The 14,061-nt window shown below is 40.2% G+C and carries 9 protein-coding genes; all 9 read left to right on the top strand.

Annotation, left to right across the window (positions count from 1 at the left end):
- Nucleotides 1-69: 69 nt before the first annotated feature.
- Nucleotides 70-1,761: a single-stranded-DNA-specific exonuclease RecJ gene (gene recJ / locus ES711_RS07275; RefSeq protein ID WP_146892069.1), complete on the top strand. Its 1,692-nt coding sequence runs from the start codon at nt 70-72 to the stop codon at nt 1,759-1,761.
- 114 nt (nt 1,762-1,875) lie between these two features.
- On the top strand, nt 1,876-3,156 hold the full coding sequence (locus ES711_RS07270; RefSeq protein WP_146892067.1) for an MFS transporter: 1,281 nt from the start codon (nt 1,876-1,878) through the stop codon (nt 3,154-3,156).
- Between the two features lie 730 nt (nt 3,157-3,886).
- Complete coding sequence (locus tag ES711_RS07265) at nt 3,887-5,200, top strand: aspartate aminotransferase family protein (RefSeq protein WP_146892065.1); 1,314 nt, start codon at nt 3,887-3,889, stop codon at nt 5,198-5,200.
- A 3-nt stretch (nt 5,201-5,203) separates the two neighbouring features.
- Entirely contained in the window at nt 5,204-6,139 is a 936-nt protein-coding gene (locus ES711_RS07260) for a carbon-nitrogen hydrolase family protein (RefSeq protein ID WP_146892063.1), read from the top strand.
- A gap of 11 nt (nt 6,140-6,150) precedes the next feature.
- The gene (locus ES711_RS07255; protein WP_146892061.1) at nt 6,151-6,558 is read left to right on the top strand and encodes a VOC family protein; all 408 of its coding nucleotides are present in this window, start codon (nt 6,151-6,153) and stop codon (nt 6,556-6,558) included.
- Nucleotides 6,559-6,563: 5 nt separating this feature from the next.
- Entirely contained in the window at nt 6,564-9,311 is a 2,748-nt protein-coding gene (locus ES711_RS07250; RefSeq protein ID WP_146892059.1) for an aminotransferase class I/II-fold pyridoxal phosphate-dependent enzyme, read from the top strand.
- Between the two features lie 11 nt (nt 9,312-9,322).
- Nucleotides 9,323-11,041 (top strand): biotin carboxylase, encoded by a 1,719-nt coding sequence (locus tag ES711_RS07245; RefSeq protein WP_146892057.1) that lies wholly within the window; start codon nt 9,323-9,325, stop codon nt 11,039-11,041.
- Between the two features lie 94 nt (nt 11,042-11,135).
- Nucleotides 11,136-12,380 carry a C45 family autoproteolytic acyltransferase/hydolase gene (locus tag ES711_RS07240; RefSeq protein WP_146892055.1) on the top strand — a complete coding sequence of 415 codons (1,245 nt, stop codon included), beginning with the start codon at nt 11,136-11,138 and terminating at the stop codon, nt 12,378-12,380.
- Nucleotides 12,381-12,448: 68 nt separating this feature from the next.
- Nucleotides 12,449-13,807 carry an NAD-dependent succinate-semialdehyde dehydrogenase gene (locus tag ES711_RS07235; RefSeq protein WP_146892053.1) on the top strand — a complete coding sequence of 453 codons (1,359 nt, stop codon included), beginning with the start codon at nt 12,449-12,451 and terminating at the stop codon, nt 13,805-13,807.
- The last annotated feature ends 254 nt before the right edge of the window (nt 13,808-14,061 follow it).

Here is a 14,061-nt window from a genome sequence, read left to right as displayed (position 1 = left end):
TCACAGGTTTTTAAAACATGTGAGGTCTAATTTTTGCCTTATCATCCAACCATAAACCATGTTCTCCTCATGCGCTGGACTCTAAAACCTAAACCTGAGCTTTCCAAAATAAAGCATCTTGCTGAATCCCTCAAGGTAGAGGATGCCATCGCTATGTTATTATTGCAACGGGGGATTGAAACCTATGAGGCCGCCAAACAGTTTTTTAGACCAAGTCTGAACGATCTGCACGATCCTTTTTTAATGAAAGATATGGACAAGGCCGTTGCGCGCATAGAGCACGCCATTGCCAGGGGAGAAAACATTTTGGTTTTTGGCGATTATGATGTGGATGGTACCACTTCAGTAGCTTTGATGTCGTCCTATTTAAGAACTCGAATCGATACCGTGGCCACTTATATTCCTGATCGGTACGAAGAAGGTTACGGCGTGTCTATTAAGGGGATCGATTTTGCACACGACAATGATTTTTCTTTAATCATCGCGCTAGATTGTGGGATTAAAGCCATTGACAAAGTCGCCTACGCGAAAGAAAAAGGAATCGATTTTATTATTTGCGACCATCACAGGCCCGGTGCTCAACTTCCAGATGCGGTGGCTATTTTAGATCCGAAACGCGACGATTGCTATTACCCTTATGACGAGTTGTGTGGTTGCGGGGTTGGATTTAAACTGGTTCAGGCCTTAGCTTCAAACGATGGGAAATCTATTGAAGATTTAACAGCATATCTTGACTTGGTGGCGACGGCTATTGGGGCTGATATTGTTCCGATTACTGGCGAGAACCGGACCTTGGCGTATTTCGGATTGCAGGTGATTAATGAGCAGCCGCGGGCAGGTATTAAAGCCATCATCAATCAAACCAAGAAAATCGAAATGACCATTACGGATGTGGTATTCATTGTAGCCCCCAGAATTAACGCTGCCGGACGCATGAAGCATGGGAATTATGCGGTTACTTTACTAACAGAGGAAGACGAAAATTTGGCCCAAACTTATGCAGCACAAATAGAGCAATTCAATTCTGACCGAAAGGAAGCGGATCAGCAAATTACCCAAGAAGCCTTACTGCAAATAGAGGAATTTAAAGAGCAGGAACGGCTGACTTCTGTGGTGTATCATGAAACTTGGCACAAAGGGGTGATTGGTATTGTAGCTTCCCGATTAATAGAAACTTATTACCGACCGACCTTAGTATTTACCAAAAGTGGCGATAGATTAGCGGCTTCGGCACGGTCTGTTAGCGGATTTGATGTGTACAATGCGCTTGAAGCCTGTAGTCAACATATTGAACAATTTGGAGGCCATAAATATGCCGCGGGATTGACCCTAAGGTCTGAAAACTACGAGGCCTTTAAGCAGGCTTTTGAAGATGAGGTTTCAAATACTATCGATAGGGCGCTATTGACTCCAGAAATCAGAGTGGATATGACCATCGATTTCAATGACATCAGTCCAAAATTTTACCGTATTCTCAAACAATTCGCGCCGTTTGGACCAGGAAATATGGCTCCTATTTTTATGACCGAAAATTTACAGGACACCGGCTACGGGAAATGTGTGGGTGGTGACGATAAACATTTAAGACTTACGGCCAAGCAAGGGCATTCCCAACAAATTGTAGGGATTGGCTTTAATTTGGGGGATAAATGTGATTTCATCACTAACAAGAAACCCTTTAAGGCAGTCTATTCCATTGATGAAAACCATTGGCAAGGGAATGTAAGTTTACAATTGAAATTAAGGGATATCAAACCCTGATCCTAAATTTTTAGTTTCAAGAAATTAATTTCTTAGCAGTTTGTTTTATTTTTGTGTCAAACTTCAAACACCTTTCAAGTAGTACAACGCTGTATTGCGAAAGGACAGGCACTTATGGAACAGCAACCAACTAAAAAAGATCCGTACGCGGCACTCCGCATCAAGGAATTCAATGTTTTTCTATTAGTTCGTTTTGCACTCGTCTTTGCCTGGTCTATGCAATTTATTGTGATCGAATGGCAAGTCTATTCCATTACTAAAGATCCGCTGTCATTAGGCCTTATCGGACTGATGGAAATTATCCCTGCCCTTTCTATGGCACTGTTTGCTGGACATATTGTAGATCAGAGTGAAAAACGTGGACTGCTGATGAAATGTATAATCGGGTTTTCAGTAATCAGTTTCGGACTGTTTTTATTGACTTGGCCTTTGGTGGTGGGCAATTGGTCCACCAATGCGGTGCTTTATAGTATTTATGCCTTGGTATTCATGGGAGGTTTGGTGCGCGCGTTTATTGGTCCCACGGTGTTTTCTCTAATCGCCTTAATTGTTCCTAAAAAACTATATCCCAATGCAGCCACATGGAGCAGTTCTACCTGGCAAGTCGCCTCCGTTTTAGGACCAGCTTTGGCGGGTTTCAGCATTAGTTGGATTGGTGTGCATTGGTCCATGTGTTTAATTTTAGCCTTCGCATTAATCGCGATGCTCAATTTGCTGCGTATTCCTACAAAACCGATTTTAAATCCTAAAATTGGCGAGCCTGTCATGCAAAGTTTGAAGGAAGGCGTCAAGTTTGTATTCAAAACAAAAGCCGTTTTAGGGGCCTTGACCTTAGATATGATTGCGGTACTTTTTGGAGGCGCCATAGCCTTGTTGCCCATATTTGCACAGGATATTCTTAAAGTGGGTTCAGAAGGATTTGGTGTGTTGCGTGCCGCGCCAGCCGTGGGAGCATTCTTAACCATGCTAATTACCGCTTATATCCCGATTAGTAAAAATGCAGGAATGAAACTTTTGGCGGCAATTTTTGGGTTTGGAGTGTGCATCATTGTCTTCGGATTATCTTCTATCTTTTGGGTGTCCGTCCTTGCCTTATTTTTCAGTGGGGTTACGGATGGCGTGTCTATGGTCATTCGTCAAACGATCTTGCAGTTAAAAACGCCAGATCATATGCGGGGGCGGGTAGCCTCCGTAAATTCTATGTTTGTGGGCTCATCCAATGAGCTTGGAGCCTTTGAAAGTGGCGTGACGGCAAAGTTGATGGGCACCGTGACTGCAGTTGTCTTTGGAGGTACAATGACCATATTGACAGTAGTCACCACAGGTCTTGTGTCTCCATCATTCAGAAGATTAGATTTACGAAAAGATTTGGAGGAGCACGAAAAGGAAGATTAAAATTTTACTATATAATGTCACACCTTTTAATCCCGAAGCGTCTGGATTGAAATCTTAAAGAACTTATCCTCTGACTTTGATCTTTTTAAATCAGAGCAAAGCTTTCTTATTTTTAATTTAGTTTCAATTGACGCCAATTTTACAATTCTTTCAAGAGTAAGTGCGCGTTATTGAAAACCGTATAGGTATAATATTGGATTCAATCGACCAATTTAAGGTAGGAAATATTTAATATCAAACAAGTCACTTGAATATTGGTGGACTAGATATGCACATATTTTACCGCCATATAATTAATCCATTCACACTACAGAAATTGCATATAAAGCTTTAAGTTCTTCTTGAGCTTTATCGCGTTTTATTTGTACTCTAGCTAAGGGAACTTATTTTGTGGGTTCGATAGTCTGAAATAAAGCAACCATCATTGCGGCAGTTCGATTGGTCTGGGTCTTTTCGATCTCCTACGTTATGGCAATTATTCCATTCAACCGCTTTTTGATGAGTCTGTAAATGAGAGCCTTTACAAGCTTTTTGAAGGAACCATTAAAGATACCACTGGTCACTTCCTAAATCACACTCTGCCTAAGAGAAATCCTACACGAACCTAAAAAAATTCATAAACTGATTCTTTGAGTAAAATTAACATAATATGTTAAAAAAACTAATTAAACTCAATAAATATAGCAGAAAACCTCAATTTACCTTATATTCTTAGCACAGATACTTATATATGACAAGAAAAATGACAGAATCGCAAGATCTTTTTGAGAGAAGAAAAAAGATTGTTGCAAATGGAGTTGGCGTGTTTAATACCGCTACAGTTAAGGACGCAAAAGGAGCTATCATCACTGATGTTGATGGTCGAGAACTCATTGATTTTGCCGGAGGTATTGGCGTAGTAAATGCCGGTCATTGCCCAGAACCTGTTGTGGAAGCTATACGGGAGCAAGCAGGAAAGTATTTGCATACAAGTTTTAATGTTGTTACCTATGAACCATATATAACCTTGTGCGAAGAACTCGCAGAAATTCTACCCCATGGTGAAAAAACAAAGGTAATGTTAGCTAGTACCGGTGCAGAAGCTGTAGAGAATGCCATAAAAATTGCACGTCAGGCTACTAATAGGCCGGCAATTCTTTGCTATACTGACGCGTATCATGGTCGAACCATGATGGCCATGACACTCACCAGCAAAATAAGTTATAAATATGATTGTGGCCCTTTCGCACCTGAGGTCTATAGGCTTCCTTTTCCAAATTTTTATAGATATCATGGCACAAGAACTATGGAAGAATTTGTGGAGGACGAATTGAAAAGACTTCATGAAAGTGCACTTAATCTCGTAGACGTTAAAAACGTTGCTGCAGTCATTATAGAACCGATCCAAGGTGAAGGAGGCTTTAATCCAGTTCCTCAAAAATATTTGGAAGGTCTTAGAGCATTTTGTGATACGCATGGCATTATGCTTATTATGGACGAAGTGCAAAGCGGATTTTGTAGGACAGGACATTGGGCAAGTTGGCAACATTATGGCGTACTGCCAGACATAAGTACCTATGCTAAGTCCTTAGGGTCCGGCTTACCCATTGCGGCCGTTGTTGGTAAAGCAGACGTTATGGACGCCGCCGCTGTAGGCTCTATTGGAGGCACCTACATTGGTAGTCCCATATGTTGTGTAGCGGCATCCGCTACAATCAAATACATGAAAGAGATCAATCTGAATGAAAAAGCAGTAAAAATTGGTCAAGTCATTATGAATAGGTTGCAAAGCTTAATGAAGCAACATCCGGAAATTGGAGATGTAAGAGGCGTTGGCGCCATGATAGGTATTGAATTTGTGAAAAGCGATGATCAGCGACAACCTAATTCTGAAATATGTTCAGAAATAGTAAAAGGCTGTGCGGAAAATGGATTGATCGTGTTAAGTGCAGGAACCTATAAAAATATAATACGGATTCTTTCGCCTTTGGTCATAACAGACAAAGAATTAGAAAAAGGGTTATCCATTTTGGAAACCGAAATTAGTAAAGCTATACAACAATAATATATGAAACCATTTGCAATTGCAGGAATACAAATGAAAGTATCGGCTGTCGCATCCAATGTGGAGATGATGAAGCTGAAATTAAATATTACAATGAGTCTCTATCCTTGGGTAGAGATGGTCGTTTTTAGTGAATTGTGCGCTTATGGACCTCTGACCCACACGGCAGAAGTTGTTCCAGGAAATTTTGAACGGGAAATGCAGGCCATGGCGAAAAAACATGGCATATGGCTTCTGCCAGGATCTATTTTTGAGAAAAGTGAAGGACATATTTTCAACACCACTACGGTCATAAATCCTCAAGGGGAGATTGTCACTAGATATAGAAAAATGTTTCCCTTTTTTCCATACGAAATAGGTGTAACTCCAGGATCAGATTTTTGTGTCTTTGACGTACCAGGAGTTGCCAGGTTTGGTATTTCCATATGTTATGACATGTGGTTTCCTGAAACCGTACGAACACTTGCTGTCATGGGCGCTGAAGTTATTTTGCATCCCACCATGACCGGAACTATTGATAGGGATATCGAATTATCTATTGTTCGTGCCATGGCAGCGGTTAATCAATGCTACTTTTTTGATGTCAACGGACTCGAATCTGGAGGTAACGGACGATCATTGGTTTGCGGGCCTGATGGGCGTGTCATTTATCAGGCAGAGGGGAATGAAGAAATTTTCCCACTAGAATTGAATATAGAGAGAGTTAGACGTAGCAGGGAATTAGGCGTACTCAGATTGGGACAACCATTAAAAAGTTTCCGGGATCATATTGGCCAGTTCGGGATTTACCAACAAGGTGCGCATTTGCCCTACTTAGATTCACTGGGACCACTTATTAAGCACACCAAACTTGATACTTTGGCCAAATTAAAAATGCAGGAAAACGAATATGAACCACCATCCAATCCAACCGGTTACAAAGGATTTGGAGAGGTATAAAACTGAATAATATGGGAGGAATATCACCAAAGAAAAAAAAAGAAGCACAATCTGTAAAGGATTTCATTAGCTGGTTTGAAATCCCAGCCATTAATTTTCAGCAGGCGGTAGATTTTTACAATCACATTTTCAATATGGAGATGGAGAAAAACCATGAAGGCAATTATGCTATGGCCTTTTTTCCTGCCGATAAAGGGATAGGAGGCGCCATAGTTGCGGGGCCCGGTTCCACACCCAGTGATACGGGAACTTTGATATATCTTAATGGCGGTAAAGATTTATACCAAGTTCTGCAACGTGTTGAACCAGCAGGCGGACGGATTATAATGCCTAAAACGCTCATTAAAAAAGAGTCGGGTTATTTTGCCATTTTCATCGATTCTGAAGGAAATAAACTTGCCTTACACTCAAATACATAAAATTTATGCCAGACAAAAAACAGCTTCGTTCCTATCATTATAATGTTGCACAGCTTCGATTGGAGTCGTGGAATACCTTAAAAAGTCAATCCATCAAACTTGACCATTGCAACCGTGGAGCTTCAGAAGAAAAAGATCTAAAAAGTAGCCTTCGCAACATTATAAAGGAGCTTGAGGGTGTGGAAAGTTATTTTGCTTTTCCCGGAAAATCGTGTTTACAAGTACTAAAAGACATGTTGGATAGGCAGGAACATACAGCCCTGGCGCATAAAATAGCTGAGATCACCAAAAATTTGGTAAGTGATAAATACAGAAGTAATCCAGATTTATTTGAAGATGATGAGAGTGGAGTTGCTACTTCAGAAAAAGGAGAGCATCAAGAAGGGGTGAAAAAAAATTATTTCGAAGTTTTGTTTGTTGAAGATATTTCCGTTCAGGAGGAAAATAAACTGAGAAACGATCTTAAGGATATTCGTGGTGCCAACGAGCAATTTACTTACGACATAGTGGTGCAGCGGTCTTTTGAGGATGCACTGATTGCCTTGCACTTTAATTATAATATCCAAGCCGTGGTGGTGCGTTACGCCCCGCCCTATCATTCCAAAAAACTAACACCCACCTTAAAACCTTTTATCCAAAATGTCTTGAAACTTGATCTGGCTGCCAAACCATCCTCTGAGCTGGGGCCACTTTTAAGTAATCTTGTCAAGAAGTTTAGACCCGAACTTGATACCTATTACGTCACAGACACTGCGTTGGGAAATCTTAAAGACAGTACCCTGAAAAGTTTTAAAAGGATTTTTTACAGAACTGAAGATTTACAAGAATTGCACCTTACTATTTTAAGGGGAATAAGCGAACGCTATGAAACGCCATTCTTTTCTGCCTTAAAGGAATATAGTAAAAAACCGACCGGTATCTTTCATGCCATGCCAATTTCTAGAGGGAATTCAGTTTTTAAATCCAGATGGATCAATGATTTCGGGAGCTTCTACGGCCGAAATATGTTTTTGGCAGAAACGTCTTCTACAACTGGTGGCTTGGATTCTTTACTTCAGCCAACGGGATCTTTAAAAAAAGCACAGGAGATGGCCAGTGACGCTTATGGATCTTTAAATACTTTTTTTGTAACTAACGGAACGTCAACAGCCAACAAGATTGTAGTGCAGGCGCTTGTAAAACCAGGCGACGTGATTCTCATTGATCGGGACTGCCATAAATCACATCATTACGGATTGGTTTTGGCAGGAGCCTACCCTGTTTATTTGGATTCTTACCCTATTGAGGAATATTCAATGTACGGTGCAGTTCCTTTGGAACAGATCAAAGAAAAATTACTTCATTTGAAGGCCGCAGGAAGATTGGATCTTGTAAAAATGTTGCTGCTCACCAACTGTACTTTTGACGGACTGGTTTACAATGTTGAAAAAGTAATGCAGGAAATTCTCGCCATAAAACCTGACATGGTCTTTTTGTGGGACGAAGCTTGGTTTGCTTTTGCGGGATTCACCTATAATTATAAACAAAGAACAGGCATGTTTGTCGCTCAAAAACTGTATGAAAAATACAGGAGCAGCGCCTATAGAGAAGAATATGATGCCCATATCAAGAATCTTAAAAAGAATGACATCCTTTGTCTTCCAGATCCTGATAAAGTTAGAATCAGAGTGTATTCCACCCAAAGTACGCACAAAACACTGAGCAGCTTCCGCCAAGGCTCAATGATTCATATTTGGGATGAAGACTTCCGACGAAAGAGTGAAAATACGTTTATGGAAGCTTATATGACACATACCTCAACCTCGCCAAACTACCAAATGCTAGCTTCATTAGATGTCGGTAGAAGGCAAGTGCAGTTTGAAGGTTACGAACTCGTGGAAAAAAGTATAGAAATGGCCATGGTGCTCCGCGCAAAAATAAACGATCATCCACGACTCAATAAATATTTTGATGTATTAACAGTGAGTGATTTTATCCCTAAGGAACTGCGCAAATCAGGACTTTCTGAATATTACACGCCTAAAGAAGGCTGGAACAGAATGGAAACTGCCTGGGAGAAAGATGAATTTGTACTAGACCCAACCAAAATAACCCTGCATGTAGGTCGTACCGGAGTAGATGGAGACACGTTCAAAAATAAATACCTCATGGATAAATTTAATATCCAGATCAATAAAACCTCCAGAAACACGGTCTTATTTATGACCAATATTGGTACTACCAGAGGCAGCGTGACCTATCTCACCAATGCCTTACTGAAAATTGCAGATGAATTGGATAAGGAATTACGTTCCTTAAGCGCTAAAGAAAACAAGATCCGCCAGGATAAGATTCATTCATTAACCAAAGATTTTCCCCCATTACCTGATTTTAGTTATTTCCATGAGTCATTCCAAGCGGTTCCGGGCGTTCCGGGAGGTAATATCAGAGAAGCTTTTTTCTTGGCTTATAATGAAGAGAATTACGAATATATGCCATTGTTAGAATGCCTGCCTGCTATGGAAAACAATAGAACTTTGGTCGCTTCTTCGTTTATAATCCCTTATCCTCCAGGATTCCCTGTACTTGTTCCCGGCCAAGTGGTCAGTAAAGAAATTATCAAGTTTTTAACGGCATTAGATGTGTCAGAAATTCATGGGTACCGTGCTGATTTAGGGTTGCGAATTTTTAAAGATAATGTATTGAACAGGCAAAAGACCGTTACCTCCATGGGCTCCATGGGAAATAATAATAAAAAGAAATTAATCAAATAAAATCAACAATTATGGATGATAAAAAACCAAATACGCCCAAATCAAAAGGGACAGAAGATAAAAAAGCAAAAGCTCCAATAAAAACAGGAACCGATAGAACAAAAATTCCGATTAGGGGAAAGAGCAAAAAAGAGAACAATCATTCTGCATCAAATTCGAAAACAGAAAAAGCAACCTCAAAACTTGCGGCTAAACCGTCTAAAGTCAAGGCTAAACCTGCTAAATCGTCTAACAAGGTTACAGGCACTAAAAAGTCTGGTACATCTTCTGTCTCCTCAAATAAGGCATTAAAGGGTGTTTCTGATATCCGTAGATCTTTTCATAAAAATGAGGAGCCCTTATATTTTATCAGCGCTACCAATTTTAATCTTTTAGGAGCCGATGAATGGATTAAGGGTTTCAAGTTCATTACTTATATTGAGTGCTTTGATGGATTACATCCCAATGTGTTCTCTCCAAAACAAGAAATTCCGCATGATGATTTTGATGGCATTGAAGACATCAATAACTATTTGCTGCAACATCCCGAAGTTCAGGATTATCTTAAAACAAGATCTGTGGATGGCAGGCCAGGTAAGGCAATGTTTTTAATGTTTAATGAAGAAACCGAAAGACTCGCTGAAAAATTGGGTCTGGAGATCATGTTCCCAAGTGCAGAGATGCGAACCTTTCTAGATAATAAAGTCAATACAAATAGAATTGCCGAAAGAGCAGGTGTGGCATGTGTTCCTTATGTACTTTCAAACGTAAAAGATTATAAGCACCTGACTAAGATTTCTAAAGAACTTGGCACAAAATTGGTCATCCAAACGCCTTTTGGTGATTCAGGACATACGACCTTTTTCATTTCCAATGAGAAAGAATATAAAAAATACGCGGAAGAGATTGAAGCGGAAGATGAAGTGAAAATCATGAAGCGCATTCGCTGTAGAGGATCTGCAATTGAAGCCTGTGTCACCCGTCACGGGACAATTGTAGCGCCATTAATGACCGAATTGGTAGGTTTTAAAGAACTTACACCTTATGAAGGTGGCTGGTGTGGGAATGAGATTTATCCGAATGCTTTTACCCCAGAATTGAGACAAAAAGCTATTGAGAATACACAACTTTTCGGAAATCAGTTAAGGGAAGAAGGTTATAAGGGCTATTTTGAGCTCGATTTTCTCATCGATCAAGATAATGGCGAAATATATCTGGGAGAATTGAATCCTAGGGTAACAGGAGCGAGTTCTATCACAAACCACGCGGTTTTTGCCCTTGCCGATGCCCCCTTATTTGTGTTCCATATTCTCGAATGGATGGATATTGAATACGAACTGGACATTGAAGCGATCAACGAGCGTTGGTCCAATCAGGATAACCTCGATGGATGGAGCCAACTCATTGTGAAGCACACGGAAGACACGATAGAATACGTGACCGCTTCGCCAAAATCAGGTATTTGGAGAATGTATGATACAGGACATATTCAATATGACCGCATGGATACACACCGAAGGGCCGTAGAAAATGAAAATGAAGCGTTCTTTTTAAGAATATCCAAAAAGGGAGATTATCTCTATGAAGGCGCAGATATGGGTATTTTAGTAACCAGAGGGCGTATGATGACCGATGAGTTTGAATTGAACAATAGAGCCAAACATTGGATTAAGGCCATCCGTTCACAATACAAATCTGAAATGGTTGAGGACAAAAAGAAGCCAAAACTTTCAGGTACTTTAACGAAATAAAAATTTAATTTAAAAAGCTTATCTGAATAATCAGAGAACTTTACGTCTTGAATTATTTAATAAAAAACAGCTTTAAAAAAGAAACACTAAATACATGCAACTACATTTTACCGCAGTTTCTGAACTTGGCGTACCAGGAAAGAAATGGCAAAAACTATATAATACGCACTGGGAAGCTTATAAAGCCTGGTTAATTTCAAAAGGCAATGCGCAAGTTCCGGATTTAAAAACCTCTCAGGCCGCCTTAAAAAAATACATGCCTGAAATGTGGCCAACTTACGAGCGACTATGTAAACTTGCCAATGCTGATGAGGTCGCGGCAAAATTTTTAACCGGGTTTCAACCCCCTGCCTACATTAGTGCCTGCTCTAACGCTGTTTTATCTGGGGAAGAAATACAACTAGTGCGCAATTATGATTATCACCCAAATTTAATGGAGGGCACGCAGTTATTGAGTGCCTGGAACGGCAAAAAAGTAATTGCTACAAGTGATTGTTTAATTGGAGCTGTAGATGGCATGAATGAAGATGGGCTTGCAATTTCTCTGACTTTTGGAGGAAGAAAAGAAGTAGGTATTGGTTTCGGAATTCCTTTTATCTTGAGATACGTTTTGGAATTCTGCAGCAATGCAGAAGACGCCATCGCAGCATTGATAAGGATACCTTCTCACATGTCCTACAATGTTACCGTTGTGGACAAAACTGGCGCTTTTAAAACGGTGCAACTCGCACCCGATAAAAAACCCGTTGTTACCGATGCAGCATTTACAACCAACTATCAGGGAACTGTAGACTGGCCTGAAAATGCAGCGTTCAATAAAACATTGGAACGCTCTGCATTTCTTGAAAAGCTGTTGGCAAAAAAAGGATTGAAGGCTTCGGCAATTGCTGATGCTTTTCTTCAGAAACCACTTTATAACACAAAATTTAAGGAAGGTTTCGGAACCTTATTTACTGCGGTATATCAACCCGCCAATGGCGTGGTGGAAATGCGCTGGCCAAATGAAAAAGTCACTCAAACCTTTGAAGGATTTCAGGAGCAATATAAACTCATTACATTTAATGAAGCTGTCATTGGTTCAAAACAAGATACTACTTGGGCAAGCGCTCCAACTGAAACACCTAAAATAACATCACAAGAAGCTGGTGTGCCCGATTGGCAGGAAACCGTCAACAAAAGCTTTATGAGTGCCAAAGCAAATGCATCTCATGCAAAAGACCGTAAAAGATCAGAATTAGTCGGTGATACTACAGTTCATAGAGGAGAGATTTCATGGGAAATAGTGGCTGATTATTGGGCCAATGTGGGCAAAAGTTATTGGGAAAAATGGCAGAATTAAATTCCTCCGCCTTCTTAATTTAGATACAATCATTAGCATCGCATTTCAAACCAACAAACTAATTGACCATGGAATTTCAAAGTATTAATCCCTATAATAACGAGCCTGTTGGAAAATTCACCGCGCTCACAAAGGAGGAGTTAAATGAAAAACTGACTAAAAGTCAAATAGCATTTGAGTCTTGGAGAAAGATATCTGTTGCAGAGCGCTGCCAGCATATTAGAAATGCTGGTCAAATATTGCGTGACAATGCCGAGCAATACGCCAGAATGATCACGTTGGAAATGGGGAAACCCATTTTCGAATCGAGAGCTGAAGTTAACAAATGTGCTTGGGTTTGCGATTATTACGCAGATAATGGGGAAACCTTTTTGGCTCATGAAATCATTTCTACGGATGCTTCACAAAGTTTTGTAAGGCATGATCCTATAGGTGCAGTTTTAGCCATAATGCCTTGGAATTTTCCATTTTGGCAAGTGTTCAGATTTGCAGCACCAACATTAATTGCGGGCAATACCGCCCTGTTAAAACATGCACCAAATGTCTTTGGCAGTGCCCAATTTATTGAAGAAGTGTTTACAAAAGCCGGCGTTCCTGACGGCGTCTTTCAAAATCTGATTATTCATCACGACGAAACAGAAAACATCATCGCACATGATGCCGTTCAAGCGGTTACCTTAACTGGAAGTGAAAGCGCAGGCGCTGCTGTTGCTGAAATTGCAGGACGACACATCAAAAAAACGGTTTTGGAACTTGGTGGCAACAACGCCTTTATCGTTTGGGAAGATGCCGATATCGATAATGCTGTGAAAATAGCTATTACTTCACGTATGCTCAACTGCGGGCAAAGTTGCATCGCTGCCAAAAGGTTTATCTTAATGGAAGCTATTTATGATGAGTTCGTCGCAAAATTCACAAAGATAGTAAGTGATTTAAAATCAGGGAATCCTTTAGACGATACTACACAAGTAGGGCCCTTAGCACGCAAGGATTTAGCAGATCAACTGAACAGACAAGTCAAAGAATCCGTAAAACAAGGCGCTCAGTTAGTACTTGGTGGCACTCAAAAAGAGTGCTTACATGAGCCTACGATTCTTGGGAACGTAGCACCCGGAATGCCAGCTTTTGATGAAGAAACTTTTGGACCTTTGGCAGCGATGATCAAAGCAAAAGACATTGAACATGCCTTTGCACTTTCAGAACAATCCAGATACGGACTAGGTGTTACTGTCTGTACAAAAAACATAGAAAAGGCGCTTAGCTATGCGGATAAAGTAAGTGATGGCGCCTATTTTATTAACGAATTAGTAAAGTCTGATCCGAGGTTGCCTTTTGGTGGGACTAAAAAATCGGGATACGGAAGAGAACTTTCGAAAGATGGCATGATGGAATTCGTTAATCGGAAAACGGTTTATGTTCAACATTAAAGTTGCGTTTTTACTTCTAGAGAATCCTGATTTTTATGTTTGCATTTACGGTTTTGCCACGCAGTCCCAGGAATTTTAAATCCCAAAATAGAGAGGTCGTCGTCTTTTAAGACTTCAGTTCATTCGTGTTTGATTTGCAGTACGACTTGCATAAATTAACGCTAAGTTATTTTTCGCATTTTAAGCATCAACCTAATATCGAACAGAAGATTGTTTCTGTGGTACAAAATGCATCCTCTTTCAGGGAAACTAAT

Origin of the sequence: Gelidibacter salicanalis (genome assembly GCF_007997285.1) — a bacterium.
Lineage (GTDB): Bacteria > Bacteroidota > Bacteroidia > Flavobacteriales > Flavobacteriaceae > Gelidibacter > Gelidibacter salicanalis.
The sequence above is the reverse complement of the archived record's forward strand: the minus strand, read 5'-3'. Positions and strand labels throughout refer to the sequence as shown.

What these genes read in the sequence shown, in the direction of transcription:
- recJ (WP_146892069.1), top strand. Translation starts at nt 70, where the DNA reads ATGCGCTGGACTCTAAAACCTAAACCTGAGCTTTCCAAAATAAAGCAT.
- ES711_RS07270 (WP_146892067.1), top strand. Translation starts at nt 1,876, where the DNA reads ATGGAACAGCAACCAACTAAAAAAGATCCGTACGCGGCACTCCGCATC.
- ES711_RS07265 (WP_146892065.1), top strand. Translation starts at nt 3,887, where the DNA reads ATGACAAGAAAAATGACAGAATCGCAAGATCTTTTTGAGAGAAGAAAA.
- ES711_RS07260 (WP_146892063.1), top strand. Translation starts at nt 5,204, where the DNA reads ATGAAACCATTTGCAATTGCAGGAATACAAATGAAAGTATCGGCTGTC.
- ES711_RS07255 (WP_146892061.1), top strand. Translation starts at nt 6,151, where the DNA reads ATGGGAGGAATATCACCAAAGAAAAAAAAAGAAGCACAATCTGTAAAG.
- ES711_RS07250 (WP_146892059.1), top strand. Translation starts at nt 6,564, where the DNA reads ATGCCAGACAAAAAACAGCTTCGTTCCTATCATTATAATGTTGCACAG.
- ES711_RS07245 (WP_146892057.1), top strand. Translation starts at nt 9,323, where the DNA reads ATGGATGATAAAAAACCAAATACGCCCAAATCAAAAGGGACAGAAGAT.
- ES711_RS07240 (WP_146892055.1), top strand. Translation starts at nt 11,136, where the DNA reads ATGCAACTACATTTTACCGCAGTTTCTGAACTTGGCGTACCAGGAAAG.
- ES711_RS07235 (WP_146892053.1), top strand. Translation starts at nt 12,449, where the DNA reads ATGGAATTTCAAAGTATTAATCCCTATAATAACGAGCCTGTTGGAAAA.